We start from the raw sequence: 25,302 nt of genomic DNA, 5'->3' as shown, positions 1-25,302 counted from the left end.
GGAACCGGCCGGTTCCACCCCCACATGCGTACCCGGCCGTGTAACTTGCAGGCCCTGGAGGGCCGGGGGGGCCTTGGCCGGTGTGACGGGGGGAACGGTGCGATGGGTGTCCGGCTGATGGTGGTGGACGACCACCGACTGCTCGCCGAGGCGCTGGCCTCGGCACTGAAACTGCGCGGCCACCGGGTGCTGGCCGCCGCCGCGCCCACCACCGGGGCGGCGGACCTCGTCGTCGGACGGGCCCCGGAGGTCTGCCTGTTCGGCACCGCCTCGCCCGCCGTGCCCGGCACCTTCGACCCCGTCGTCCGGATCCGGCGCGAGCGCCCGCAGACCGCGGTGGTCGTGCTCGGCCCCGTCCCCAGCCCGCGCGGGATCGCCGCCGCCTTCGCGGCCGGGGCCGCCGGGTACGTCCGGCACGACGAGCGGATCGAGGGCGTGGAGCGCGCCATGGCGAAGGCCAGGGCCGGGGAGGCGGCCATCGCGCCCCAGCTCCTCCAGGGCGCCTTCGCCGAACTGCTCGACCCGGTGGCCCAGCCGGACGACGAGGGCCGCAGGCTGCTGCGGCTGCTCACCCCGCGCGAGGTCGAGGTGCTGGTCCGGGTCGCGGAGGGCGAGGACACCCGGCTGATCGCGGCCGGGATGCGGATCGCGCCGAGCACCGCGCGTACGCACGTCCAGCGCGTCCTGATGAAGCTCGGCGTCGGCTCCCGTCTGGAGGCCGCCGCGCTGGCCGCCCGGACCGGGCTGCTGGACCGGGCGGCGGTGACGCGCCAGGGGCCGGGCCCCGTCGGCTGACGGTGTCCGGCCCCTGCGGGGTGCCGCGGTGGAGGCGCGGTCGTACGGGTCCCGGGGCGCCGGTCAGGCCGCCGGGGCGGGGCGGCGCAGGCGGGTCAGGACGAGGTGCGTGACCATGCCGAACAGCAGGCCCCAGAAGGCCGATCCGATCCCGTGCAGGGTGATCCCGGATGCGGTGGCGAGGAAGGTGATGAGCGCGGCCTCGCGGTCCTTCTCCTCGGTCATGGCCCCGGTCAGCCCGCCCGCCAGCGCGCCGAAGAGGGCGACGCCCGCCGTCGCCGCGATGAGCTCCTTGGGCAGCCCCGCGAACAGCACCACCAGCGTGGAGCCGAACAGGCCGATCAGCAGGTAGAACGCCCCGCAGGACACACCGGCGACGTACCGGCGCCGGGTGTCCTGGTGGGCCTCCGGGCCGGTGCAGATCGCGGCCGTGATGGCGGCCAGGTTGATCGCGTGCGAGCCGAACGGCGCCAGGAGGGTCGAGACCAGCCCGGTGGAGCCGATGAGCAGCCGGTCGTCCGGGCGGTATCCGGCGGCCGTGAGCACCCCGATCCCGGGGGCGTTCTGCGAGCCGAGCGTCGCCAGGGTCAGCGGCACGGCGATGCCGATCAGGGAGGCCACCGAGAAGTGCGGCGTGGTCAGGACCGGGGTGGCCAGGCCGACGCCGTCGAGGTGCACGTGCAGGCGCGAGGTGGCCGCCGCGGCCACCACACCGGCCGCCAGAGCGGCCAGCACGGCGTACCGGGGGAACATCCGCTTGCCGAGCAGGTAGGCCACGAGCACCGCCCCGCCGATGTACGGCGCGGAGGTGAGCGAGGTGAACACCCCGGTCCCGAAGGAGAACAGGATGCCCGCGAGCATCGCGGAGACCACCGCCGACGGCACGTGGCGCATCAGCCGCCCGAAGACCCCGGTCAGCCCGACCAGGGTGATCACCACCCCGGTCACCAGGAACGCGCCGACGGCCTCCCCGTAGGAGTACGCGCCGAGGCTGGTGACCAGCAGCGCGGCGCCGGGCGTCGACCAGGCGGTGATGACCGGCATCCGGGTCCGCAGACTGAGCCCGACGCAGGTCAGGCCGGAGCCGATGGAGATGGCCCAGACCCAGGAGCTGGTCTGGCCGGTGGTCAGATGGCCGGCCGAAGCGGCCGCCAGCACGATGACCAGGGGCCCGGAGTAGGAGACCACGACGGCGATGAAACCGGCGAGGACGGCCGAGAGGGACGCGTCCCGCCTGAGGCCGGGCCGGTGTCCGGCGGAGTCCTCAGCCGAGGATGCCCCGCCGGGGTCCGACGGGGCACCCCCGGCGGCGGAGGCGCCGGCCGCCGGGGGGTGGGGGGTGTGGGTCTCAGAGCTCAACGGTCTTCCTTCGCGGCCCGCTCCAGGGCCTGTTCGAGGTCGGCGACGAGGTCCGCGGGATTCTCCAGGCCGACCGAGACGCGCAGCATGTCCTTGGGGGACGTGCTGCCCGGGCCCTCGAAGGTATAGCGGTGTTCGATCAGGCTCTCCACTCCACCGAGGGAAGTGGCCCGAATGAACAACTCGCAGTGCTGGGCGGTGCGCAGGGAGCGCTGCCACTCCCCGGCCACGTGCAGGGAGAGCATGCCGCTGAACCCGTCACTCATCTGACGTGCGGCGATGGCGTGGCCCGGGTCGTCGGGCAGCCCCGGATAGGCGACCTTGCGGATCAGCGGATGGCCGGCGAAGTGCTCGGCGAGCGCCATGGCGGTGGCCGAGATCTGTCGCATGCGCGGGAACAGCGTGCGTATGCCGCGCATCAGCAGATAGGTCTCCAGCGGCCCGAGCATGGGCCCGGTCAGCCTGCGGTGCAGTTCCAGCCGTTCCCACAGGGCGGCCGCCCGCTCGCCCGGGTCCGGGGCCAGCACGAGCAGACCGGCCACCACGTCGGTGTGGCCGTTGAGGTACTTGGTGCCGGAGTGCATGACGAGGTCGGCACCGTGCTCGAACGGGCGGGAGTGGACGGGCGTGGGCACCGTGTTGTCCACGCCGAACAGGGCTCCGGCCTCGCGCGCCACCGCGCCCACCGCCGCGAGGTCCGTCACCGTCCAGGTGGGGTTCGCGGGGGACTCCGCCCACACCAGGCGGGTCGGGGCGGCGGCCACCGCGGCGGCGACCGCGTCCAGGTCGTCCATGGGCACCTGGACCACTTCGAGGCCCTGCTCCGTACCGAACTCCAGGAGCCACTTGGTGAGCCCGAAGTACATCGTCCGGGGCACCACGACCCGGGAGCCGGCGGGCAGCACCTGGAAGACGGCGGTCGCGGCGGCCATCCCGGACGAGAACAGCAGGCCGCGCGAGCCGCCCTCAAGGCCGGCCACCACGTCCTCGACCTGTTCGTACCCGGGAGCCCCCTGGTCGCGCAGGTAGGCCAGGCCCGCCGGGGTGCGGTACTCGCCGTCCCTGGCGTAGGTGGCGCCCATGCTGATGGCGGGCGGCACGGCCCCGGTGGTGGGGGAGCGCCAGCCGTCGCCCTGCGCGGCCCGGGTCTCCACGTGGTACGTGTGCGTCCAGGGGGTGTACTTCTCGCGGTTGTTCATCGGTTCCTCTCGTCGGACGGGGCCGCCCCGGCCGGGGTGCGGTGGAGGGTCGGGACGTCCCGCAGCTGCGGCAGGGCCGTGGTGAGGGCCAGCTCCGCGTCCAGCAGCGCCCGCGAGGGGGTGCCGGGGGAGGGGACGTAGTGGTTGTAGTAGCTGGAGCCCTCCGTGTGGGGCCCCAGGAAGAACAGCCGGGACTGGACCGCGCCCGTCCGGGCGATGCCCTGGCCGCTCCGGTTGACGTCCAGACCGGGCAGCGGGCTCCCGCCGGCGGTACGGGTCCGGGCGCGGCCGGACCGGACCAGGCGGCTCAGCAGCGAGCCCGCGACCCGCTCCGCCACGGGCTCGGTCACATGGGCGTGCACCACGTGGTCGACGTCCACGACGGTGTGCGCGTCGAGCAGGGTCGACTCCAGCTGCCAGGGGCCGCCCCCGCCGAGGGGCGGGAGCACCTTGGGACCGGGGCCCGGTCCCAGACGCAGCACGCCCGCGGCGAGCAGCGAGAGGAGTTCGGCGGAGCGGTCGAGTTGCGGGCCTATCACCAGACGGTTGACCAGCGGGGCGAAGGTGCCGAAGAAGTACGCCGACGACTCGTCGTCCAGGCCCGGGGCGTCCACGACGGCGCGGAGCGCGTCGCGGTGGTCGCGCAGGACCTCCAGGGCCTCCTTCAGCGGGCTGACGCCGAGCCCCGCGCGCGCCTCGCCGAGGTCGTGCTCCACCTCGGTGGTGAAGTACGCGGTGTACGCGTGCCGGTCCGGCCAGGTCGCGGGTGCGTCACCGAGGTCGTCGGAGGTGGCCGGTGCACCGTTCAGCAGTCCGGCGACCGGGCTCGGGCCGAAGCGCTCCCGTAAACCGGCGAGGACTTCTTCGTACCCCGACTCGCGTGCCTCATCGGCGAGTTGAGCGGCGGCCCGGGCCGTGTCCGGGGCCCCGCCGCCCAGACTGCGGGCGAGCAGGGTGCGGTACCAGGCGAGTTCCATCTCGGCGAGGACCAGGGGCCGGACGTCCCGGATGAAGGACAGCCGGCCGTCCGGCCGCCGTGCGCGCAGCGCGGACAGGCGGTCCCCGGTCAGCGCGAGCGGGGCGGGGCGGACCCGTCCGGGGTGGAGGTAGGGCCTGCTCCGGGCGGGCAGCCCGGACCGGTTGGCCAGCACGATCAGCGGTTCGCGCCCGCCGCGTTCGTAGCGCAGCCGTTCCCCGTCGCGGACGTGCCGGCCGCCGCGCCCCACGGTGAGCGTCGCGATCACGTCCATCGCCGTCAGCCCCGTGCCCAGCACGGCGACCCGGTCCCCGGGGCCGATGGCGTCGAGCGCCCCGGGCAGGGGATAGGGGCGGCCGACCGACCGGGGCGCTTCGGCGGGCGGCGGGGGCAGGTGGAGGGAGTGGTGGCCGACGGTGACGAAGACGGCGTCGGCGGTGATGCGGCCGCCGTCGGCGAGGACCACCGTCTCGCGGTGCTCCGGCCCGTCGCCGCCGGCCCCGGTGACCACGTCGACCGCCGTCGTCGTGTGCCGTACGAGGGTCAGGTGGCCGGGGACGGCGTCCGTGATCCGGCGCGCGGCCCACGCCAGGTACTCGCTCAGCAGCCTGCGCGGCAGGAAGTCGTTGGGCCTGATCTCCCGGCCGCGCCCCGGCCGCACGGTGAAGCCGTCCTCGTCCAGGCGCAGATCGCGCTGGAGGCACCAGTCGTGCAGTGAGGGCCCGGTCAGGGGGACGGGGCCGTCCACCATGTCCGCGTCCGCGAACGCCGTCACCTGGGCGCAGACGGTGTTGAGCAGCAGGTGGTCGGGCTCGTCGGGGCGGTGGAATCCGGGGCCCTCGGTGCCCGGGTCCACCAGGTGCACGACGAGGGGCGACGGGGTCGCGAGGGCGTGGGCGGTCAGCCGTTCCAGGACGCCGAGACCGCGCGGGCCGAGCCCTATGATCACGGCGGACGCCGGTGCGGCGGTGTGTTCCTGTGCGGCGGAGGGTTCCTGCGCGGTCGTCACCATCGGCTGGTCTCCCCGAAGAAGTCCGGCACCGCCAGCGCCGTGCCGTCGGCGCGGGCGCGGCCGAGGACGTGGGTGCCGACCGCCAGGTCGAGGACCCCGAGCCCGAAGGGCGAGAAGATCACCGGCCGGGCGGGGTCCGGCGCGACCTCGCCGTTCAGCACGGCCGCGAGGGTCCCGGTGACGAAGGAGCGGGAGCCGGAGAGCTGTTCGGCCAGGTGCGGCGAGGTGTGGGCCTTCAGGCAGTGGTCGACGTCGTCCAGGATGTTCTCCGCGCCCAGGACCACCTCGGGGGTCAGGTCCCGCAGGGAGATGTTGAGGACCACCTGACCCGCCGCGAACGGCCGGGTGACGTACGGTTCGAGCGCCGTCGTGGCGAACACGACCGTGTCGGCCGCGAGGGCGGTGTCGAGGTCCGCGGTGAAGGTCGCGGTGCGGCCCTGCGTGACGCGGATGTGGTCGGCGAGCGCCTGGCCGGACGGCTCGTGGATGTCGTGCACCAGATACGCGTCCGGGTCGCATCCCGCGGCGTGCAGGTAGTCGCAGATGTTGCGGGCGATGACTCCGCCGCCGACGACGGCGACCGTGGTGCGCCGGTGCCCGTCGGGCCGCAGCGTACGGGCGGCGACGGCGGCCGAGGCGGCGGTGCGTGCCGCGCTGATCCCCGCGGCCTCCATGCAGGCGACCGGGTAGCCGGTCTCGTAGTCGTTGAGCACGAGGACCGCCGCCGCCCGGGGCAGACCGGAGGCGGTATTCCGGGGGAAGCTGGCGATCCACTTGATTCCGGCGAGCTGGACGTCGTCGCCGAGGAAGGCGGGCAGCGCGATGATCCGCGAGTCGGGCTTTTCGGGGAAGCGCAGGAAATAGCTGTCGGGGTTGACCGAGTCACCCCGTTCGTGTGCCAGATAGGCGCGTTCCACGATGTCGAGCACCGAGGTCCGGGAATTCCGCAGGATCTCCTGAACGGCTTTACCGGTGACAATGTCGAAGTCGAACATTTCTCCCCCTTGTCAGGCCTGAGCCCGAGGCATTGTTCCGTTGTTCGTGTCGGGCCAGCGCTCCGACACCCATTGGTCGTCGTAAAGGGTGTCGAGATAGCGGTCACCGAAATCGGGTGAGAGGGCCACCACCGTGCTCCCCTCCGGAATGTCTTTCGCCGCTTTCTGTACGGCGGCGAGCACCGTCCCGGTCGATCCGCCGAAGAGCAGACCGCGTTCCCTGGCGAGGGAGCGGCACATGGCGACGGCCTCCGGCTCGGGAACGAGGACGAGGTCGTCCACCAGCGTCGGGTCGAGGATCTCGGGCCGCCGGCTGGTGCCCAGGCCCGGGATGTGGCGCGGGGCGGCCGGGGTGCCGAAGGTGACCGAGCCCACGGTGTCGACGGCGACGACGCGGGTCCGCGGGCTGTGTGCGCGCAGGTAGGCCGCGCAGCCCATCAGCGTCCCCGTGGTGCCCGCGCCGACGAAGACGAAGTCCGGGTGGCCGATGTGCTCGACGATGGCCCGCCCGGTGCGGTCCCGGTGCGCGGCGGGGCCCGCGGGGTTGGCGTACTGGTTCAGCCAGTGCGTGTGCGGTTCACGGCGCAGCCGCCGCCTGATGTAGTTGATCCGCGACTGAAGGAAGCCGCCGTTGGCGTCGGGGGCGTCGATGACGACGACCTCCGCGCCGAGCGCCCGCATCAGCTGGAGCGACTGGCGGTTGGCATTCGGGTCCGTGACGCAGGTGAGCGCGTACCCCTTGGCCGCGCACACCATGGCGAGGGCGACGCCGAGGTTTCCGGACGTCGACTCGATCAGCCGGGTCCGAGGAAAGGTGCGCCGCGATTTCTCGGCCTGCTCCTCCGCGTCACGGACCAGGGCGACCGCGGTCTTGAGTTTGACCGAGCCCGCTGGATTGAGACCTTCCAGCTTGAGGTAGAGGATGCTGCCGGGAACTAATTGGTCGAGCCGGACGAAGACGTCGTCCAGCACCAGGTCATAGACTTCTTCTGCTATCACTGTGTACTCCCCCTGGCCGAGGGACCCCCGTCGCTGCTCGGCCGTCCTGGATCCTGGCACGAAATGACGGTCCGATCAATCTTTATTCCAGCATGTGGAAATGGTTGATTGGTGAATGACATTCGGCCCTGAAAGGGAATTCACAATTCCGGGGCGGCCGGGGCGGCCGGGACCACGGGAAACGCGGCAGGGGCCGGACCCCGTCGGCTGACGGTGTCCGGCCCCTGCCGCGTACGGGCGTACTAGCTCTCCGGGGTGTCCTCCGGCGCGTGCTCCGGTGCCTGGGCCGGGCGCAGCTTCATCCAGACCAGGAAGAACAGGCCGAGCGCCAGCATGGCGAGGCCGGTCCAGAGGTTGATGTGGACGCCCTGGGCCTTCTTCAGGTCCGCGTCGGACGGGCTGATCCCGGCGATCGTCACGATGATCCCGTAGACCACGAAGAGGCCGCCGATGATCCGCCGGATGTCGAAGAGGCGGGCCGCCGTGGCGGACTTCTGCTCCAGGTCGGAGACTTCCTTGTGCAGGTCGGACATGGTGGGGTACTCCGATCAGAACGAGTAGGGGACGTAGCACAGGGCGGCGAGCACGATGGCTCCCCAGCCCAGGAGTGCGGGCCTGCGGTACCAGGCGCTGTCGCCCTCCTCGGGCACCTCGGGGGCGCCCGGGGACTCGGTTCCGTAGACGAGACCGGCGAGTTCGGCCTCGGGCTTGGGAGCGGTGAAGAGCGTGACCGCGATCATGACGACCGCGCCGGCGACGAAACCGACGATCGCGGAGACGAAGTTGGCGCCCTGGTCGCTCGGGATGTCGATGACGCCCTGCTTGTAGATGACGAAGTAGTTGACCATCGCGGCCGTGGTGCCCGCGAGCAGGCCCCAGACACCGGACTTCATCGAGGCGCGCTTCCAGAACATGCCGATGATGAACACGACGAAGAGCGGCACGTTGAAGAACGAGAAGAGCGTCTGCAGGTAGCTCATGATGTTCGAGAAGCTGGCGGCGATGAACGCGGTGCCGATGGAGGCCAGCACGCCGAGCGCCGTGATCAGCCGGCCGAAGCGCAGGTAGTACGCGTCCGACTCGTCCTTCTTCACGTACCGCGCCCAGATGTCCGTGGTGAACACGGTGTTGAACGAGGAGACGTTGGCGGCCATGCCCGCCATGAACGCGGCCAGCAGACCGGTCACCGCGATGCCGAGCACACCGTTGGGCAGCAGCTCGCGCATCAGCAGCGGGATCGCGTCGTTGTACGTGGTGCCGGAGCCCTCGGTGCCGATGTTCGGCACGATCACGGCGGCGACCAGGCCCGGGATCATCACGGCGAAGACGATGAACATCTTCGGGAAGGCGGCGATCAGCGGGGTGCGCTGGGCGGCCGAGAGGTTCTTCGCGGACAGCGCGCGCTGCACCTCGGCGAAGTTCGTCGTCCAGTAGCCGAAGGAGAGCACGAAGCCCAGGCCGAGGACGATCGTCAGCCAGTTGGCACCGAGCGGGTTGGCGTCACCGATGCCCGTGCCGCCCCAGGCCGACATGAAGTTGGAGCCGTGCTTCGAGGTCAGGGAATCGCTCAGCCCGTCCCAGCCGCCGACGCGCTTGAGGCCCAGCAGGGTCAGCGGGATCAGCGCGGCGAGGATGACGAAGAACTGCAGCACCTCGTTGTAGATCGCGGAGGAGAGCCCGCCGATCGTGATGTAGACGAGGACGAAGAGGCCCGCGACGACGATCGCGACCCACTGCGGCCAGCCGAGGAGCGCCTCCACGACGATCGACAGGGCGTACAGGTTGACGCCCGCGATCAGGATCGCCGAGAAGGCGAAGAGTATGGAGCTCAGCAGGTGCGCGGACTTGTCGAAGCGCTGGAGCAGGAACTCCGGCACCGAGCGCACCTTCGAGCGGTAGTAGAACGGCATCATCACGAGGCCGAGGAAGACCATCGCGGGGATGGCGCCGATCCAGTACCAGTGCACCACCGCGACGCCGTACTGCGCGCCCGTCGCCGCCATGCCGAGGATCTCGGTGGCGCCGAGATTCGCCGCCACGAAGGCCAGACCGGTCACCCATGCGGGCAGTGACCGTCCGGAGAGGAAGAAGTCGAGGCTGGTCTTGACGCTCGCCCGGGCGGCGAAGCCGATGCCGAGCACGACGACGAAGTAGATCGCCAGGATCGTGTAGTCGAGCCCGTTCGTGGGGAGCCGGAGCCCTGCTGCCAGATATTGCATGTGGGGGTCTCGCTTCGTTGCGCGAACTGAACCCGAAGGAAACTACGCTCTTGTGTTCGGAAAGTGAACAGTTCCCATGAGGTTCTTTGTTTGTTTGTGATCGTATTGCCTAAATCACCGCCTTCAAGCGGCCGTGATCCTCCTCGCACCGCCCGTATGCCCCCGCCGTCGACTCATTGACGCATCTGTTGACTTGTGGTTCATTGTGTTGGGTTATGTTTGGTGGGAGGAGTCTGGTGAAGAAGACGGTTACGACGCTCGCCGACGGCCGGGAGCTGATCTACTACGACAGCCGCGACGACCTCGTGCGCGAGGCCGTCGACACGCGCCCCCTCGACGCCGTCTCCACCTCGTCCGAGATCCGGCGCGATCCCCTGCTCGGCGACAGCGTGGCCATCGCCTCGCACCGCCAGGGCCGGACCTACCACCCGCCCGCCGACGAGTGCCCGCTGTGCCCGTCGCGCGAGGGCCGGCAGAGCGAGGTCCCGGAGCCCGACTACGAGGTCGCTGTCTTCGAGAACCGCTTCCCCTCGCTCGCCGGCGACTCCGGCCGCTGCGAGGTCGTCTGCTTCACCTCCGACCACGACGCCTCCTTCGCGGACCTCACCGAGGAGCAGGCCGGTCTCGTCCTGGACGCCTGGACCGACCGCACCGCGGCCCTGGCCCGGCTCCCGCAGGTCAAGCAGGTGTTCTGCTTCGAGAACCGGGGCGCCGAGATCGGCGTCACGCTCGGCCACCCGCACGGCCAGATCTACGGCTACCCCTTCGTCACCCCGCGCACCGAGCTGATGCTGCGCTCGATGGCCGCCCACCACGCGAAGACCGGCCGCAACCTCTTCGACGACGTGGTCGCCCGCGAGGAGGAGGACGGCTCGCGGATCGTGCTCGCCGCCGAGCACTGGATCGCCTTCGTCCCGTACGCGGCCCACTGGCCGTACGAGGTGCACCTCCACCCGCGCCGTCGCGTCGCCGACCTGCGGGAGCTGGACAAGGAGGCGCGCACGGAGTTCCCACAGGTCTATCTGGAACTGTTGAGGCGATTCGACCGGATCTTCGGACCCGGAGAGCCGCCGACCCCGTACATCTCCGCCTGGCACCAGGCGCCGTTCGGGGTCCCCGGGCGTGAGGACTTCGGGCTCCACCTCGAGCTTTTCACCATCCGACGGACCTCCGGCAAGCTGAAGTTCCTCGCGGGTTCCGAATCCGGCATGAGCGTGTTCATCAACGACGTGCCGCCGGAGACCGCGGCCCAGCGACTGCGAGAGGTAGCGAGCCAGTGAGCAAGACCCCGAAGAAGTACCTGGTCACCGGTGGCGCCGGTTACGTGGGCAGTGTCGTCGCCCAGCACCTGATCGAGGCCGGCCACAGCGTCACCGTCCTGGACGACCTCTCCACCGGCTTCCGCGAGGGCGTCCCGGCCGGGGCCGACTTCATCGAGGGCCGCGTCCAGGACGCCGCGAAGTGGCTCGACCCCTCCTACGACGGGGTGCTCCACTTCGCCGCGTACTCCCAGGTCGGCGAGTCCGTCGCCGACCCCGAGAAGTACTGGCTCAACAACGTCGGCGGCTCCACCGCCCTGCTCGCCGCGATGCGCGACGCCGGAGTCCGCACCCTGGTCTTCTCCTCCACCGCGGCCACCTACGGCGAGCCGGTCTCCAGCCCCATCACGGAGGCCGACCCCACCGCACCGACCAGCCCGTACGGCGCGACCAAGCTCGCCGTCGACCACATGATCACCGGGGAGGCCGCGGCCCACGGCCTGGCCGCCGTCTCGCTGCGGTACTTCAACGTGGCCGGGGCGTACGACGGCTTCGGCGAACGCCACAGCCCCGAGTCCCACCTCATCCCGCTGGTCCTCCAGGTCGCCCTGGGGCAGCGCGAGTCGATCTCCGTCTACGGCGACGACTACCCGACCCCGGACGGCACCTGCGTCCGCGACTACATCCACGTCGCGGACCTGGCCGAGGCACACCTGCTCGCCCTCGGCGCCGCGACCCCGGGCGAGCACCTGATCTGCAACCTCGGCAACGGCAACGGCTTCTCGGTCCGCGAGGTCATCGAGACGGTCCGCGAGGTCACCGGCCACCCCGTCCCCGAGACCGCGGCCCCGCGCCGCGCCGGGGACCCGGCCGTCCTCGTCGCCTCCGCCGCCACCGCCAGGGAACGGCTCGGCTGGCGGCCGACCCGTGCCGACCTGGCCGGAATCGTCTCCGACGCCTGGACGTTCGCCCGCCGAGAGGAGCCCACCGCACCATGACCGAGGACCACGCAGAGCTCACCGCTTCCTTCACCGCGCTGTACGGAAGCGAGCCCGAGGGGATCTGGGCCGCACCCGGCCGGGTCAACCTGATCGGCGAGTACACCGATTTCAACGACGGCTTCGTCATGCCGCTCGCCCTCCCGCACACCGCCCGCGCCGCGGTGTCCCGCCGTACCGACGGTGAGCTGCGGCTGCACTCCACCGACGTGCCCGGCGGTGTCGTCCGGCTCCGCGTGGACGGGCTGACCCCCCACGAGGGCCACGGCTGGGCCGCCTACCCGGCCGGCGTCGTCTGGGCGCTGCGCGAGGCGGGCCACGAGGTCACCGGCGCCGACATCCAGCTGACCTCCACCGTCCCCACCGGCGCCGGGCTCTCCTCGTCCGCCGCCCTCGAAGTGGTCACCGCCCTCGCCCTCAACGACCTCTTCGGCCTCGGGCTCGACGCGGCGGAGCTCGCGGTCCTCGCCCAGCGCGCGGAGAACGCCTTCGTCGGCGTCCCCTGCGGGGTCATGGACCAGATGGCGTCCGCCTGCTGCACCGAGGGCCACGCCCTGCACCTGGACACCCGGGACCTCGGCCGCCGCCAGGTGCCCTTCGACCTGGCCGCGCACGGGCTGCGGCTCCTGGTGGTCGACACCCGCGTCAAGCACGCGCTCGGCGACGGGGCGTACGCGGAGCGCCGGGCCGGCTGCGAGGAGGGCGCCCGCCTGCTCGGCATACCCACCCTGCGCGACCTGCCGTACGAGGAGCTGGGCGCCGCCCTGGACCGGCTCGCGGAGCTGGGCGCGGACGAGTCCGTCGTCCGGTACGTGCGCCATGTGGTCGGCGACAACCAGCGCGTCGAGCAGGTCATCGCGCTGCTCGACGCGGGCGACGTGCGCGCGGCGGGCCCGGTCCTCACGGCGGGGCACGTCTCGCTCCGCGACGACCTGCGGGTCTCCTGCGTGGAGCTCGACCTCGTGGTCGAGGCGGCCAACGCGGCCGGGGCGCTCGGGGCGCGGATGACCGGGGGCGGCTTCGGCGGCTCGGCGATCGTGCTGGTCGAGGAGGAGCGGGCGGACGCGGTCGCCAAGTCCGTCCTGGAGGCCTTCACCGCGGCCGGCTACGGCACCCCGGGCGTCTTCCCGGCGGTGCCGTCGGCCGGTGCGCGCCGGCTGGTCTGACCGGCGCGGGCCCGCGCGGGCGTCAGCGGAGTTCCTTCGTGAGGGTGAACTCCGTGACGCCCGGCGGGAAGTCCTCGACCTGTCCGCGTACCTCGTAGCCCTGCTTCCGGTAGAAGCCGGGGGCCTGGAAGTCCCAGGTCTCCACCCGGGAGCGGACACAGGCCCGGTCCGCCCGCGCCACCCGTTCCGCCTCGGCGAGCAGCCGCGCGCCGAGGCCGGAACCCCGGTGCGCGGTGTCCACCCACAGCAGTTCCAGGTGGAGCCAGCTCGCCCAGGTCCGGGCCGCGAGACCGCCCGCGAGGCGCCCCTCGGCATCCAGCGCCCAGACGTGCAGCGGCTCCTCCTGCGCGTCCGGGGTGCCGCGCAGGGCGCTCATGTGCGGGGAGCGCGCGGTGTTGTCGTCCCGCAGCGCCCGGTGCAGCAGCGCACGCCGTTCCTTGTCCACTTCTGTCTCAAGACGGAACATGCGCCCCACCCTAGGGCGCACCCCTGGACAAGTTCCGCCAATTACCTTTCCCCCGTGGCCCCCGCCCGTACGCTGAGCGCGGCGGGGGGCCTGCGTCGGTGCCCCGTCATACACAGCATGGGGGTGCCTGTGGCCCGTATCCGGGTTCTCGTGGTGGACGACCACCGGATCTTCGCCGAATCACTCGCCGCCGCGCTCGCGGCCGAGGCGGACGTCGAGGTGGCCGCGGCCGGCAGCGGCCCGGCGGCGCTGCGCTGTCTGGAGCGCGCGGCGGCCGAGGGCCGGGGCTATGACGTGCTGCTGGCCGATGCCGAGCTGGGCGCCCTCGCCGTGCCCGCCCCGCGCCAGGGCCCCGGGCAGCCCGGACCGGTCGACGGGATCGCCCTGGTCGGCGCGGTCCGCGTGGCGCGTCCCTCGGTGCGTACGGTGGTGCTCGCCGAGAAGGACGACCCGGCCCGGGCCGCACTCGCCCTCCAGGCCGGGGCCTGCGGCTGGGTCGCCAAGGACAGCTCGCTGCAACGGCTCCTCGCGGTGATCCGGGGGGTGCTGCGCGACGAGACGCATCTGCCCGCCGCCCTGCTGACGGGGGTGCTGCGCGAGCTGCTGGCCGACCGCAAGCACCGCACCGAGAGCGAGAAGCTGGTCGAGTCGCTGACCCCGCGCGAGCGCGAGGTGCTGCGGTGCATGGTGGCGGGCCTGGGCCGCAAGGCGGTCGCGGAGCGGCTGTTCCTCTCCCCGCACACCGTGCGCACCCACATGCAGAACGTGCTGGGCAAGCTGGGCGTCCACTCGACGCTGGCCGCGGTGGCGCTGGCCAGACGCGCGGGCGTCGGCCCCGCCGACCTGGCCCAGGAGCCGGAGCTACCCGGGGATGTTGTCGAACGGGGCGGTCAACTGGCGTAGCAGCCCGGCCAGTTCGGCGCGCTGCTGGCGGGAGAGCTCGCCGAGGATGGCGCGCTCCTGGGCGAGGAGGCCCGCCAGGGACTGGTCGGCCTTGTCGCGGCCCTCGGCGGTGAGCCGGACCAGGACGCCGCGCCGGTCGCTGGGATCGGGCAGCCGCTCGACCAGGTTCTTCTTGGTGAGGCGGTCGATGCGGTTGGTCATCGTGCCCGAGGTGACCAGGGTCTGGGTGAGCAGCTGGCCGGGGGAGAGCTGATACGGGGCGCCGGCCCGGCGCAGCGACGTGAGGACGTCGAACTCCCACGGTTCGAGCTGGTGCTCGGCGAAGGCGATGCGGCGGGCCCGGTCGAGGTGCCGGGCCAGGCGGGAGACGCGGCTGAGGACCTCGAGCGGTTCCACGTCGAGGTCGGGGCGCTCGCGGCGCCATGCAGCGACCAGACGGTCGACCTCGTCCTCCATGTGGATCAGTGTAGATGGTCTGTCGACATGAAGTCTCTTGAATTCGAGTGTCTTGACATCAAGATACTTTGGATCGACCCTGGGACCCATGACCGCACCCCTCTGGGATCCGCAGCAGTACCTGCGCCACGCGGACCACCGCACCCGCCCCTTTCACGACCTCCTGGCCCGCGTCCCCGACCCGCCCGGCACGCCCGCGCCCCGCATCGCCGACCTCGGCTGCGGCGCCGGCAACGTCACCGCCCTGCTCGCCGGGCGCTGGCCGCACGCCCGGATCACCGGCTACGACAACTCCCCGCAGATGCTGGAACGGGCCCGCGCCCACGCCACGGACCTGCTGGACTTCGCCGAGGCCGACGCGGCCACCTGGGCGCCCCCGGAGCCGTACGGCCTCATCGTCTCCAACGCCCTGCTCCAATGGGTCCCCGGCCACGCCGGACGCCTGCCGCTCTGGCTGGACGCCCTGCTCCCCGGCGGCACCCTCGCCCTCCAGGTCCCCGGCAACTTCGACCAGCCCTCGCACGTCCTGATGCGCGAACTCGCCGAGTCCCCGCGCTGGCGCCCCCGCCTCGGCGGCCTGCTGCGCCACGCGGACGCCGTGCTGAGCCCCGCCGCCTACCTGGACGCGCTGACCGGCCCCGGCACCACCGCCGACGTCTGGGAGACCACCTACCTCCACCTGCTCCCGGGCGAGGACGCCGTCCTGGACTGGGTCAAGGGCACCGGGCTGCGCCCCGTCCTCACCGCCCTCGCCGAGGACGAGGAGGCCCGGGACGCCTTCCTCGCCGAATACCGCGACCTCCTGCGCACGGCCTACCCGAAGGGCCCGCACGGCACGGTCTTCCCGTTCCGCCGCATCTTCGCCGTCGCCCACCGGGAGAACCGATGATCGCCTCGCTCGACCACGTCCAGCTCGCCGCCCCGGAAGGCAGCGAGGAGGCCCTGCGCGCGTACTACACGGACGTCCTCGGCATGACGGAGCTCCCGAAGCCGCCCGTGCTCGCGGCCCGGGGCGGCTGCTGGTTCGCCGCCGGTCCGGTCCAGCTGCACCTGGGCATCGAGGCGGACTTCCGCCCGGCCCGCAAGGCCCACCCGGGCCTGCGCGTCACGGACATCGAGGCGTACGCGGCCCGGCTGGCCGAGCGCGGCGCCGAAGTGGTCTGGGACGACAACCTGCCGGGCCACCGCCGCTTCTACAGCCACGACCCGGTCGGCAACCGGCTGGAGTTCCTGGAGCCGGTCACGGGCTGAGACACGGCAGCGCCCCGCCCCCGCCGGAGCGGGAACGGGGCGCCGTGGGTCAGGCGGGCCTAGTACAGGCCGTTGTAGATGTCCCAGCCGTAGCCGATCTTGACGCGCTTGGCGATCGTGCCGGTGCCGGTGGACGAGTAGCGGTACACGTCGCCCTTGCCGTCGACGCCCACGAGGTCGGCCTTGCCGTCGCCGTCGAGGTCGCCGGGGGCGGCGAACTGCTTGTAGATGTTGTAGCCGGTGCCGATCTTGGAACGGGCCGAGAGCGGCTTGGCGGCGTCGCCGGTGCCCTTGTACAGATAGAGCGTGCCGTCCGTCGCGCGGGCCACGACGTCCGCGATGCCGTCGCCGCTGAGGTCTCCGGCGCCGACGATCTTGTTGTACGTGTTGAAGCCGTAGCCGACCTTGACCTTGGCCGCGAACTTCGTACCGAGCCCGTTGCCCTTGTAGAGGTACAGGTCGCCCTTGGTGTCGCGGGCCAGCACGTCGCCCTTGCCGTCACCGCTCAGGTCGCCCGGACCGGTCAGGCTGTTGTAGACCTGCCAGCCGGAGCCGATCTCCTCGGCGCCGACCCAGAGGGTGCCGTTGTAGACCTGAAGCAGGTCGCCCCAGCCGTCGTTGTCCAGCGAGGACGCCAGCGACAGGCTCACCTGGTTCCAGCCGGTGTCCGAGCTGTCCAGCTGACGCGGGAAGAAGTTCTGGTTGTTCCGGCTCTGGTACCAGTACAGGCTGCCGCCCGTGGTACGCGCCTCCAGCTCCTGCTTGCCCCAGGCCGGGTTGCCGCCCGCGCCGGCGAAGAGCGCCGCCGCGTTCCAGCCCGTGCCGCCCTCGATGCGCGCCTTGAAGGTGCCGTCGCCGTTGGCGAGGTACGTGTACAGCGCGCCGCCCGGCTTACGGGCGACGATGTCGCCCAGGCCGTCGCCGTCGAGGTCGTCGAAGCTGATCAGCTGGTTGTAGATGTCCCAGCCGTAGCCGATCTTGACGCGCGCCTTGAACGGGTTCGCCGCGTCGCCGGTGCCGGCGTAGAAGTACACGTCACCCGCCGGCGTACGGGCCATGACGTCGCCCAGGCCGTCGCCGTTGACATCGTTGGCGCCCACGATCTGGTCGTAGACGTTCCAGCCGTAGCCCACCTTGACACCGGCCTTGAAGGGCGCGCTGTCCACGTTGCCGGTGGAGATGTAGACGTAGATGTCGCCGGAGGGCGTCCGCGCGAGCAGGTCGCCGCGGCCGTCGCCGTCCAGGTCGCCGGGGGCGGAGACCTTGTTGTACTTCTGCCAGCCGTTGCCCGACCAGGTGACGTAGCCGGTGCCGTCCGTGCCCCAGCTCTGGTAGAGCGAGAGCGTGCCCGACGCCGACAGCGTCAGGACCTCGGCCATGCCGCCGCCGTCGAGGTCGCCCGGCGTGATGATGTCCTTGGGCGTCTCGAACTGGTCGTCGCTGTTGATCACGTACGGGTGCGAGTCCGCGGAGGCCGTCACGGCGTACGTGTTGCCGTCCAGGCCCCGGTACAGCATGTCGCCGGCGCCGTCGCCGTCCAGGTCGCCGCGCGGCTTGGCCGGGACGACGGCGGACGGGGACTGCTTGCCCGCCGCGTCGGAGGCGCCGGACTCCTTCTTCGCCGTGCGCTTCGGCAGGCTGAGCGTCGGCCGGCCACCGAGCTCGGGGGTGTACTGCGCGGTGGCGCCGCTCGGGGCGGGCGCCGAGTCATCGGCCGAGGCCGGAGCCGCCAGCAGCATGCCGGCGGAGAGGACGAGTGCGGTGCAGGCCGCTATCCGGCTCGCGCGCTTCGAGCGCGCGGCGAAACGGCCGGGTTCCACAGAAGTCAAAGCCCCCCCAGGGGTCACGTGGTGGAACCGGGAGAAACGCCTTCACGGGCACGGTACGTGCAAGGTGAAGCATTCCCGGGATGTGCCCAGACTCTACAACGCCCCGCCCCCGCGCGGGCGGGAACGGGGCGTCGTGACGAGGCGGTCGCGCGGGCCTAGTAGAGGCCGTTGTAGATGTCCCAGCCGTAGCCGATCTTGACGCGCTTGTTGATCTTGCCGGTGCCGGTGGACGAGTAGCGGTACACGTCGCCCTTGCCGTCGACGCCGACCAGGTCGGCCTTGCCGTCGCCGTCCAGGTCGCCCGGGGCCGCGAACTGCTTGTACGTGTTGTAGCCGTAGCCGAGCTTGACGCGGGCCTTGAGCGGCTTGGTGGCGCTGCCCGTGCCCTTGTACAGGTACAGGTTGCCCTTGGTGTCGCGGGCCACGACGTCCGCGATGCCGTCACCGCTGAGGTCACCGGCGCCGACGATCTTGTTGTACGTGTTGAAGCCGTAGCCGACCTTGATCCTGGACGCGAGCTTGGTGCCGAGCCCGTTGCCCTTGAACAGGTACAGGTCGCCGGCCTTGGTGCGGCCGAGGAGGTCGCCCTTGCCGTCGCCGTTCAGGTCGCCGGGGCCCACGATGGCGGTGTAGCCGCTCCAGCCGCCGCCGAGGTCCGAACCCTCGTTGTACAGCGTGCCGTTGTACGACTCCATCAGGTCGGCCATGCCGTCGTTGTCGAGCGACGACGGGAAGTTGATGGTCGCCCCCGCCCAGCCGCCGCTGTCGCTCGCCTGGATGCGGGCGCTGAGCTTGCCGTTGTTCTTGGCGTAGTACCAGTAGAGCGTGCCGCCCTTGGTACGGGCCATCAGCTCGTTCTTGCCGAAGTCGGGGTTGCCGCCCTGGCCCGTGAAGAGCGACGCGACGTTCCAGCCGGTGCCCCCCTCCGACCGCTTGAGGAAGGTCCCGTAGCCGGTGGACTCGTAGAAGTACAGCGTGCCGCCGGGCGTACGGGCCATCAGGTCGCCGAGGCCGTCACCGGTGAAGTCGTCCGTGGCGATGATCTGGTTGTACGTGTCGAACCCGTAGCCCACCTTGACGCGGGCCTTGTACGGCGAAGCGGCCTTCCCGGTGCCCGCGTAGTAGTACAGGTCACCGGCCGGCGTACGGGTGTAGAGGTCGCCGATCCCGTCGCCGTTGACGTCGTTGGCGCCGACGATCTGGTCGTACGAGCCCCAGCCGTAGCCCACCTTGACGCCGGCCTTGAAGGGCGCGCCGCTGACGTTGCCGGTGGCCGCGTACAGGTAGATGTCGCCGGACGGCGTACGGGCGAGCAGGTCGCCGCGGCCGTCGCCGGTCAGGTCACCGGCGGCGACGACCTTGTTGTACTTCTGCCAGCCGGTCCCGGACCAGTCCGCGTAGCCGGTGTCGCTGGTGCCCAGGACCTGGTGGATCGAGAGCGTGCCGGTCGCCGACAGGGTGAGCAGCTCGGGCTTGCCGTCGCCGTTCAGGTCGCCCGGCGTGATGACGTCCTTGAGACGCTCCTCGTAGTCACCGGTGGTCACGAAGAACTCGTACGAGTCCGACCCGTTCGTCGGAATGAGGTAGTAGTGCCCGTCGATACCGCGGTACAACGTGTCGCTGTAGCCGTCGCCGTCGACGTCGAAACGCGGCAGGGCGGGGACGACCGCCGCCTTCGCGCCCTCGGCCTGCGCCGCCCGCGACTTCTTCTTCGCGGTGGGCGCGGGCAGGGTCAGCGTGGGCTGCGCGTCGGCGGCGGGCACACGCGGCTGAGTGGCGCGGTGCGGCGCGGGCGCCGTGTCATCGGCCGAAGCCGGAGCGGCCAGCAGCATGCCGGCCGAGAGAACGAGTGCGGTGCAGGCGGCGAGCCGCCGCGCACGCTTCGAGCGTGCGGGCATGGCACGGCCGGGTTCCACAGAAGTCAAAGCCCCCCCAGGGGTACGTGGTGGAACCGGGAGAACGGCCTTCACAAGTGCGTCACACGCAGGGTGAGGCATTCCCGGGATGTTCACAGACTCTACAACTGTGACTGCCGGGACTGAAGTGGTTTACCGATGAAACAATGCGGCTTCGCGTCAGCTCTTGCGGTGCCCTATCAGCCGCGGCTTCGACTCCAGGTTCTCCAGACCGTGCCAGGCCAGGTTCACCAGATGGGCCGCGACCTCCGCCTTCTTCGGCTTGCGCGCGTTCACCCACCACTGGCCGGTCAGCGCCACCATGCCCACCAGCGCCTGCGCGTACAGCGGGGCCAGCTTCGGATCGAAGCCCCGGGCCTTGAACTCCAGGCCGAGGATGTCCTCGACCTGGGTCGCGATGTCACTGATCAGCGAGGCGAAGGTGCCCGTCGACTGGGCGACCGGCGAATCCCGGACCAGGATGCGGAAGCCGTCGGTGTACGTCTCGATGTAGTCCAGGAGCGCGAACGCCGCCTGCTCCAGGAGCTCCCTCGGGTGCCCTGCGGTCAGGGCGCTGGTCACCATGTCCAGGAGCTGGCGCATCTCCCGGTCCACGACGACCGCGTACAGCCCCTCCTTGCCGCCGAAGTGTTCGTAGACGACCGGCTTCGACACCCCCGCGCGGGCCGCGATCTCCTCGACCGACGTGCCCTCGTAGCCCTTGTCGGCGAACAAGGTGCGACCGATGTCCAGCAACTGCTCGCGGCGTTCCTTCCCCGTCATCCGCACCCGGCGGGCGCGCCGGGACGAGGGTGCACGGGTGTTCTCGCTGCCTGCGCTGGAGTCGGTCGCCACATCGTCCATCATGCCGCGTCGGCCGCCGCGCGGTTGCGCCGGGACTCGATACGGGCCTCGTCCGGCCAGCGCACGTCGTACGCCCAGCCGGCCTGCTCGAACCAGCGGATGAGACGCGCACTCGAATCGATCTGACCGCGCATCACGCCGTGCCGCGCGCTCGTCGGGTCCGCGTGGTGCAGGTTGTGCCAGGACTCGCCGCAGGACAGCACCGCCAGCCACCACACGTTGCCGGACTTGTCGCGGGACTTGAAGGGGCGCTTGCCGACCGCGTGGCAGATCGAGTTGATCGACCACGTCACGTGGTGCAGCAGCGCCACCCGTACGAGCGAGCCCCAGAAGAACGCCGTCGCCGCGCCCCACCAGGACATCGTCACCAGCCCGCCGACCAGCGGGGGAATCGCCAGCGAGATGATCGTGAAGGTCATGAAGTGGCGCGAGATCCGGCGGATCGCCGGGTCCTTGATCAGGTCCGGCGCGTACTTCTGCTGCGGGGTCTGCTCCTCGTCGAACATCCACGCGATGTGGGCCCACCACAGACCCTTCATCAGTGCCGGCAGCGTCTCGCCGAACCGCCACGGCGAATGCGGGTCGCCCTCCGCGTCCGAGAACCGGTGGTGCTTGCGGTGATCGGCCACCCAGCGCACCAGCGGACCCTCGACGGCCAGCGAACCGGCCACCGCCAAGGCGATACGGAGCGGACGCTTCGCCTTGAACGAACCGTGCGTGAAGTACCGGTGGAAGCCGATCGTGATGCCGTGGCAGCCGATGTAGTACATCGCCACCATCAGACCCAGATCGAGCCAGCTCACACCGCGGCCCCAGGCCAGCGGCACCGCCGCCACCAGGGCCACGAACGGCAGGACGATGAACAGCAGGAGCGCGATCTGCTCGATCGACCGCTTGTTGTCCCCGCCGAGCGTGGCGGGGGGAAGAGCCTGATCACCGGCCGCCGGGTCGGCGGCCTCGATCACATCGGGGCTGGTCTTCATGGGGAGTCCCCTGGGGGTGAGAACGGGACGGACAGCCGGGTTACGCACCCGTAACCTACGGCCTCGTAAGTATGGCAGCGCGAAGGCCCGCCCACGAGAGGGCGAAACACCGCGCACAGACGCGCGAATACCGGGTAGACACACACCGCGTACCCCGGCCGGACCGCCACCCGACACGAAGGCCCGTCCGGGGCGCGAACAGCACCGAAAGCACGGACACCTATCCTGGAGAGGTCGGACAGCGCGGTCCGCACCCTGCTTTCCGGGGTGGCGTCGGCATCCGCCGACCGCGGTCCCGGGTCCCGTGCACCACCACTGCAAGGAGCCGCACACTGTGAGCAGTGCCGACCAGACCCCCGCCGCCAGCCCCGAGCTGCGCGCCGACATCCGCCGCCTCGGCGACCTGCTGGGCGAAACCCTGGTACGCCAGGAGGGCCAGGAACTCCTCGACCTCGTCGAGCAGGTCCGCGCCCTGACCCGCACCGACGGCGAGGCCGCGGCCGAGCTCCTCGGCGACACCGGCCTGGAGACCGCCGCCAAGCTCGTCCGCGCCTTCTCCACCTACTTCCACCTGGCCAACGTGACCGAGCAGGTCCACCGCGCCCACGAGATGCGCGACCGCCGGTCCGCCGAGGGCGGCCTCCTCGCCCGCACCGCCGACCGGCTCAAGGACGCCGACCCCGAGCACCTGCGCGCCACCGTCAAGAACCTCAACGTGCGCCCCGTCTTCACCGCGCACCCCACCGAGGCCGCCCGGCGCTCCGTCCTCAACAAGCTCCGCCGCATCGCCGCCCTCCTGGAGACCCCGGTCATCGAGGCCGACCGCCGCCGCCAGGACCTCCGGCTCGCCGAGAACATCGACCTCATCTGGCAGACCGACGAGCTCCGCGTCGTACGCCCCGAGCCCACCGACGAGGCCCGGAACGCCATCTACTACCTGGACGAGCTGCACGCCAACGCCGTCGGCGACGTCCTGGAGGACCTGGCCGCCGAGCTGGAGCGCGTCGGCGTCGAACTCCCCGCCGGCACCCGCCCCCTCACCTTCGGCACCTGGATCGGCGGCGACCGCGACGGCAACCCCAACGTGACCCCCGCGGTCACCTGGGACGTCCTCATCCTCCAGCACGAGCACGGCATCACCGACGCCCTCGAACTGGTCGACCAGCTGCGCGGACTGCTCTCCAACTCCATCCGCTACACCGGCGCCACCGACGAACTCCTCGCCTCCCTCCAGGCCGACCTGGACCTCCTCCCCGAGATCAGCCCCCGCTACAAGCGGCTGAACGCCGAGGAGCCCTACCGGCTCAAGGCCACCTGCATCCGCCAGAAGCTCGTCAACACCCGCGAGCGCCTGGCCTCCGGCCGCCCCCACCGCCCCGGCTGCGACTACCTCGGCACCGCCGAACTCATCAGCGACCTCGCCCTCATCCAGGACTCGCTGCGCCGCCACAAGGCCGGCATCGTCGCCGACGGCCGCATGGACCGCACCATCCGCACGCTCTCCGCGTTCGGCCTCCAGCTCGCCACCATGGACGTCCGCGAACACGCCGACGCCCACCACCACGCCCTCGGCCAGCTCTTCGACCGGCTCGGCGAGGAATCCTGGCGCTACGCCGACATGCCCCGCGACTACCGGCAGAAGCTCCTCGCCAAGGAACTCCGCTCCCGCCGCCCCCTCGCGCCCACCCCGGCCCCGCTCGACGCCGCCGGTGAGAAGACCCTCGGCGTCTTCCACACCATCAAGGAAGCCTTCCAGCGCTTCGGCCCCGAGGTCATCGAGTCCTACATCATCTCGATGTGCCAGGGCGCCGACGACGTCTTCGCCGCCGCCGTCCTCGCCCGCGAGGCCGGCCTCGTCGACCTCCACGCCGGCTGGGCCGAGATCGGCATCGTCCCGCTCCTGGAGACCACCGACGAGCTGCGCGCCGCCGACGTCATCCTCGACGAGATGCTCGCCGACCCCTCCTACCGGCGCCTCGTCTCCCTGCGCGGCGACGTCCAGGAGGTCATGCTCGGCTACTCCGACTCCTCCAAGTTCGGCGGCATCACCACCTCCCAGTGGGAGATCCACCGCGCCCAGCGCCGCCTGCGCGACGTCGCCCACCGCTACGGCGTACGCCTCCGCCTCTTCCACGGCCGCGGCGGCACCGTCGGCCGCGGCGGCGGCCCCTCGCACGACGCGATCCTCGCCCAGCCCTGGGGCACCCTGGAGGGCGAGATCAAGGTCACCGAGCAGGGCGAGGTCATCTCCGACAAGTACCTCATCCCCGCGCTCGCCCGGGAGAACCTGGAGCTGACCGTCGCGGCCACCCTCCAGGCGTCCGCCCTGCACACCGCGCCCCGCCAGTCCGACGAGGCCCTGGCCCGCTGGGACGCGGCCATGGACACCGTCTCCGACGCCGCCCACGCCGCCTACCGCAAGCTGGTCGAGGACCCCGACCTGCCCTCGTACTTCCTGGCCTCCACACCGGTGGACCAGCTCGGCAACCTGCACCTGGGCTCGCGGCCCTCCCGCCGCCCCGGCTCCGGCGTCTCGCTCGACGGACTGCGCGCCATCCCGTGGGTCTTCGGCTGGACCCAGTCCCGCCAGATCATCCCGGGGTGGTTCGGCGTCGGCTCCGGCCTCAAGGCCCTGCGCGAGGCCGGCCTCGACACGGTCCTGGACGAGATGCACGAGCAGTGGCACTTCTTCCGCAACTTCCTCTCCAACGTCGAGATGACGCTCGCCAAGACCGACCTGCGCATCGCCCGGCACTACGTCGACACCCTCGTCCCCGACGAGCTCAAGCACGTCTTCGACGTCATCGAGGCCGAGCACGCCCTCACCGTGCAGGAGGTCCTGCGCGTCACCGGCGGCGAGAAGCTGCTCGACACCAACCCGGTGCTCCAGCAGACCTTCGCCATCCGCGACGCCTACCTGGACCCGATCTCCTACCTCCAGGTCTCCCTGCTCGCCCGCCAGCGCCAGGCCGCCGAAGCCGGCGAGGAGGAGGACCCGCTCCTCGCCCGCGCCCTGCTGCTCACCGTCAACGGTGTCGCCGCGGGCCTCCGCAACACCGGCTGACCCGGCACGCACGACGACGGGGCGCGGGGATCTCCTCCCCGCGCCCCGTCGCACGTCCGGCGGCCGCCGCACCCCGCGGTCTCACCGCGCGGTCTCACAGCGCGATGAACGCCGCCACCAGCAGCACCCCGCCCGCGATCCCGGTGCCCCAGGCCGTCCGCGTCAGCCGCAGACCCCCGCCGATCACCAGGGCCGCCAGCACCAGCGCCCCGCCCAGCGGCACCCACGCGTGCAGGAACCCCGGCGCCCCCGTCCGCACCACATCGTCCGTCCCCGGCTTCACCACCACCGGGAAGCGGTCGCCCTTCCGGGCCGCCACCGAGCTGTCCACCGACACCCGCGACCGCGCCGCCGCCCCGTCCGCCGGCGCGAACGACCCCGTACACACGTCGTCGCCGCACCCCGTCACCGTCATCGTCCCGTGCTCCCGGCCCTTCGCCAGCACGATGTGGTGCGCCGCGTCCCACGACGTCAGCACACCCGCCACCAGCAGCACCACGACGACGAGGCCGAGCGCCGCACTGCGGCCGTACAACAGGGCACGGTGGGAGGGGTTCCGCTTCATGGGCCCAGATCCTTGGCCAGAGCCCCACGACCGGTCAAGCCGGGCCCGT

General features: G+C 71.6%; 22 protein-coding genes. 8 read left to right on the top strand and 14 right to left on the bottom strand.

Annotated elements, in window-relative coordinates:
- Positions 1–102: 102 nt before the first annotated feature.
- On the top strand, positions 103–795 hold the full coding sequence (locus tag OHS17_RS13445) for a response regulator transcription factor (RefSeq protein ID WP_330312359.1): 693 nt from the start codon (positions 103–105) through the stop codon (positions 793–795).
- Between the two features lie 63 nt (positions 796–858).
- Here the strand turns inward: OHS17_RS13445 and OHS17_RS13440 are convergent, their stop codons facing one another.
- The 7 genes from OHS17_RS13440 to OHS17_RS13410 form a co-directional block, all read right to left on the bottom strand.
- Positions 859–2,154, bottom strand: coding sequence for a benzoate/H(+) symporter BenE family transporter (locus OHS17_RS13440; protein ID WP_330312358.1), 1,296 nt, complete (start codon positions 2,152–2,154; stop codon positions 859–861).
- Positions 2,151–3,353: a trans-sulfuration enzyme family protein gene (locus OHS17_RS13435; protein ID WP_330312357.1), complete on the bottom strand. Its 1,203-nt coding sequence runs from the start codon at positions 3,351–3,353 to the stop codon at positions 2,151–2,153. The genes OHS17_RS13440 and OHS17_RS13435 overlap by 4 nt, the downstream gene beginning before the upstream one ends.
- Entirely contained in the window at positions 3,350–5,341 is a 1,992-nt protein-coding gene (locus OHS17_RS13430) for an FAD/NAD(P)-binding protein (protein ID WP_330312356.1), read from the bottom strand. Before OHS17_RS13430 ends, OHS17_RS13435 begins: the two co-directional genes overlap by 4 nt.
- Positions 5,335–6,336 carry a 2,3-diaminopropionate biosynthesis protein SbnB gene (gene sbnB, locus OHS17_RS13425; protein WP_330312355.1) on the bottom strand — a complete coding sequence of 334 codons (1,002 nt, stop codon included), beginning with the start codon at positions 6,334–6,336 and terminating at the stop codon, positions 5,335–5,337. The genes OHS17_RS13430 and sbnB overlap by 7 nt, the downstream gene beginning before the upstream one ends.
- Before the next feature lie 12 nt (positions 6,337–6,348).
- Positions 6,349–7,335 carry a 2,3-diaminopropionate biosynthesis protein SbnA gene (gene sbnA, locus OHS17_RS13420; RefSeq protein WP_330312354.1) on the bottom strand — a complete coding sequence of 329 codons (987 nt, stop codon included), beginning with the start codon at positions 7,333–7,335 and terminating at the stop codon, positions 6,349–6,351.
- A 242-nt stretch (positions 7,336–7,577) separates the two neighbouring features.
- Positions 7,578–7,868, bottom strand: coding sequence for a hypothetical protein (locus tag OHS17_RS13415; RefSeq protein WP_330312353.1), 291 nt, complete (start codon positions 7,866–7,868; stop codon positions 7,578–7,580).
- A gap of 15 nt (positions 7,869–7,883) precedes the next feature.
- Complete coding sequence (locus tag OHS17_RS13410) at positions 7,884–9,554, bottom strand: sodium:solute symporter family protein (protein WP_330312352.1); 1,671 nt, start codon at positions 9,552–9,554, stop codon at positions 7,884–7,886.
- A gap of 236 nt (positions 9,555–9,790) precedes the next feature.
- On the opposite strand from OHS17_RS13410, the gene galT reads away from it, so the two are divergent.
- Genes galT through galK form a run of 3 tightly spaced genes read left to right on the top strand, consistent with a single transcriptional unit; the run spans position 9,791 to position 12,977 of the window.
- On the top strand, positions 9,791–10,834 hold the full coding sequence (gene galT, locus OHS17_RS13405; protein ID WP_330312351.1) for a galactose-1-phosphate uridylyltransferase: 1,044 nt from the start codon (positions 9,791–9,793) through the stop codon (positions 10,832–10,834).
- Positions 10,831–11,811, top strand: coding sequence for a UDP-glucose 4-epimerase GalE (galE, locus tag OHS17_RS13400; protein ID WP_164624303.1), 981 nt, complete (start codon positions 10,831–10,833; stop codon positions 11,809–11,811). Before galT ends, galE begins: the two co-directional genes overlap by 4 nt.
- On the top strand, positions 11,808–12,977 hold the full coding sequence (gene galK, locus OHS17_RS13395) for a galactokinase (protein ID WP_330312350.1): 1,170 nt from the start codon (positions 11,808–11,810) through the stop codon (positions 12,975–12,977). Before galE ends, galK begins: the two co-directional genes overlap by 4 nt.
- A 22-nt stretch (positions 12,978–12,999) precedes the next feature.
- On the opposite strand, the gene OHS17_RS13390 is transcribed toward galK, so the two are convergent.
- Positions 13,000–13,443 (bottom strand): GNAT family N-acetyltransferase, encoded by a 444-nt coding sequence (locus OHS17_RS13390; protein WP_164624299.1) that lies wholly within the window; start codon positions 13,441–13,443, stop codon positions 13,000–13,002.
- A 117-nt stretch (positions 13,444–13,560) separates the two neighbouring features.
- Here OHS17_RS13390 and OHS17_RS13385 point away from each other — a divergent pair, with 117 nt between their 5' ends.
- Complete coding sequence (locus OHS17_RS13385; RefSeq protein WP_063822933.1) at positions 13,561–14,346, top strand: response regulator transcription factor; 786 nt, start codon at positions 13,561–13,563, stop codon at positions 14,344–14,346.
- Here the strand turns inward: OHS17_RS13385 and OHS17_RS13380 are convergent.
- Positions 14,305–14,802, bottom strand: a complete 498-nt coding sequence (locus OHS17_RS13380) for a MarR family winged helix-turn-helix transcriptional regulator (protein WP_073864884.1) — start codon at positions 14,800–14,802, stop codon at positions 14,305–14,307. The genes OHS17_RS13385 and OHS17_RS13380 overlap by 42 nt on opposite strands.
- A gap of 88 nt (positions 14,803–14,890) precedes the next feature.
- Between OHS17_RS13380 and OHS17_RS13375 the strand changes: the two genes are divergently transcribed.
- Both OHS17_RS13375 and OHS17_RS13370 read left to right on the top strand, forming a co-directional pair.
- Positions 14,891–15,691: a trans-aconitate 2-methyltransferase gene (locus OHS17_RS13375; protein ID WP_330312349.1), complete on the top strand. Its 801-nt coding sequence runs from the start codon at positions 14,891–14,893 to the stop codon at positions 15,689–15,691.
- Positions 15,688–16,053 carry a VOC family protein gene (locus OHS17_RS13370; RefSeq protein ID WP_330312348.1) on the top strand — a complete coding sequence of 122 codons (366 nt, stop codon included), beginning with the start codon at positions 15,688–15,690 and terminating at the stop codon, positions 16,051–16,053. Before OHS17_RS13375 ends, OHS17_RS13370 begins: the two co-directional genes overlap by 4 nt.
- Before the next feature lie 59 nt (positions 16,054–16,112).
- Here the strand turns inward: OHS17_RS13370 and OHS17_RS13365 are convergent, their stop codons facing one another.
- From OHS17_RS13365 to OHS17_RS13350, 4 genes are all read right to left on the bottom strand, one after another.
- Positions 16,113–17,873, bottom strand: a complete 1,761-nt coding sequence (locus OHS17_RS13365; protein ID WP_330315244.1) for an FG-GAP repeat domain-containing protein — start codon at positions 17,871–17,873, stop codon at positions 16,113–16,115.
- Between the two features lie 164 nt (positions 17,874–18,037).
- The gene (locus OHS17_RS13360) at positions 18,038–19,780 is read right to left on the bottom strand and encodes an FG-GAP repeat domain-containing protein (protein ID WP_330312347.1); all 1,743 of its coding nucleotides are present in this window, start codon (positions 19,778–19,780) and stop codon (positions 18,038–18,040) included.
- A 177-nt stretch (positions 19,781–19,957) separates the two neighbouring features.
- Positions 19,958–20,644, bottom strand: a complete 687-nt coding sequence (locus OHS17_RS13355) for a TetR/AcrR family transcriptional regulator (RefSeq protein ID WP_330312346.1) — start codon at positions 20,642–20,644, stop codon at positions 19,958–19,960.
- A complete protein-coding gene (locus tag OHS17_RS13350; protein WP_330312345.1) occupies positions 20,641–21,624 on the bottom strand; it encodes an acyl-CoA desaturase in 984 nt (327 codons plus the stop codon). The genes OHS17_RS13355 and OHS17_RS13350 overlap by 4 nt, the downstream gene beginning before the upstream one ends.
- A 334-nt stretch (positions 21,625–21,958) precedes the next feature.
- Here OHS17_RS13350 and ppc point away from each other — a divergent pair, with 334 nt between their 5' ends.
- Positions 21,959–24,688: a phosphoenolpyruvate carboxylase gene (gene ppc / locus OHS17_RS13345; protein ID WP_330312344.1), complete on the top strand. Its 2,730-nt coding sequence runs from the start codon at positions 21,959–21,961 to the stop codon at positions 24,686–24,688.
- A 94-nt stretch (positions 24,689–24,782) separates the two neighbouring features.
- Here ppc and OHS17_RS13340 read toward each other — a convergent pair whose 3' ends face one another.
- Complete coding sequence (locus tag OHS17_RS13340; RefSeq protein ID WP_161209953.1) at positions 24,783–25,253, bottom strand: hypothetical protein; 471 nt, start codon at positions 25,251–25,253, stop codon at positions 24,783–24,785.
- Positions 25,254–25,302 lie beyond the last annotated feature (49 nt).

Origin of the sequence: Streptomyces sp. NBC_00523 (assembly GCF_036346615.1) — a bacterium.
In the GTDB taxonomy this organism is placed as follows: Bacteria; Actinomycetota; Actinomycetes; order Streptomycetales; family Streptomycetaceae; genus Streptomyces.
This window is presented reverse-complemented; position numbering and strand designations above follow the sequence as displayed.

What these genes read in the sequence shown, in the direction of transcription:
- sbnB (WP_330312355.1), bottom strand. Translation starts at nt 6,336, where the DNA reads ATGTTCGACTTCGACATTGTCACCGGTAAAGCCGTTCAGGAGATCCTG.
- OHS17_RS13360 (WP_330312347.1), bottom strand. Translation starts at nt 19,780, where the DNA reads ATGCCCGCACGCTCGAAGCGTGCGCGGCGGCTCGCCGCCTGCACCGCA.
- OHS17_RS13385 (WP_063822933.1), top strand. Translation starts at nt 13,561, where the DNA reads ATGGGGGTGCCTGTGGCCCGTATCCGGGTTCTCGTGGTGGACGACCAC.
- OHS17_RS13350 (WP_330312345.1), bottom strand. Translation starts at nt 21,624, where the DNA reads ATGAAGACCAGCCCCGATGTGATCGAGGCCGCCGACCCGGCGGCCGGT.
- OHS17_RS13445 (WP_330312359.1), top strand. Translation starts at nt 103, where the DNA reads ATGGGTGTCCGGCTGATGGTGGTGGACGACCACCGACTGCTCGCCGAG.
- OHS17_RS13375 (WP_330312349.1), top strand. Translation starts at nt 14,891, where the DNA reads ATGACCGCACCCCTCTGGGATCCGCAGCAGTACCTGCGCCACGCGGAC.
- galK (WP_330312350.1), top strand. Translation starts at nt 11,808, where the DNA reads ATGACCGAGGACCACGCAGAGCTCACCGCTTCCTTCACCGCGCTGTAC.
- OHS17_RS13390 (WP_164624299.1), bottom strand. Translation starts at nt 13,443, where the DNA reads ATGTTCCGTCTTGAGACAGAAGTGGACAAGGAACGGCGTGCGCTGCTG.
- OHS17_RS13380 (WP_073864884.1), bottom strand. Translation starts at nt 14,802, where the DNA reads ATGGAGGACGAGGTCGACCGTCTGGTCGCTGCATGGCGCCGCGAGCGC.
- OHS17_RS13435 (WP_330312357.1), bottom strand. Translation starts at nt 3,353, where the DNA reads ATGAACAACCGCGAGAAGTACACCCCCTGGACGCACACGTACCACGTG.
- OHS17_RS13430 (WP_330312356.1), bottom strand. Translation starts at nt 5,341, where the DNA reads ATGGTGACGACCGCGCAGGAACCCTCCGCCGCACAGGAACACACCGCC.
- OHS17_RS13340 (WP_161209953.1), bottom strand. Translation starts at nt 25,253, where the DNA reads ATGAAGCGGAACCCCTCCCACCGTGCCCTGTTGTACGGCCGCAGTGCG.
- OHS17_RS13415 (WP_330312353.1), bottom strand. Translation starts at nt 7,868, where the DNA reads ATGTCCGACCTGCACAAGGAAGTCTCCGACCTGGAGCAGAAGTCCGCC.
- OHS17_RS13370 (WP_330312348.1), top strand. Translation starts at nt 15,688, where the DNA reads ATGATCGCCTCGCTCGACCACGTCCAGCTCGCCGCCCCGGAAGGCAGC.
- OHS17_RS13355 (WP_330312346.1), bottom strand. Translation starts at nt 20,644, where the DNA reads ATGATGGACGATGTGGCGACCGACTCCAGCGCAGGCAGCGAGAACACC.
- OHS17_RS13410 (WP_330312352.1), bottom strand. Translation starts at nt 9,554, where the DNA reads ATGCAATATCTGGCAGCAGGGCTCCGGCTCCCCACGAACGGGCTCGAC.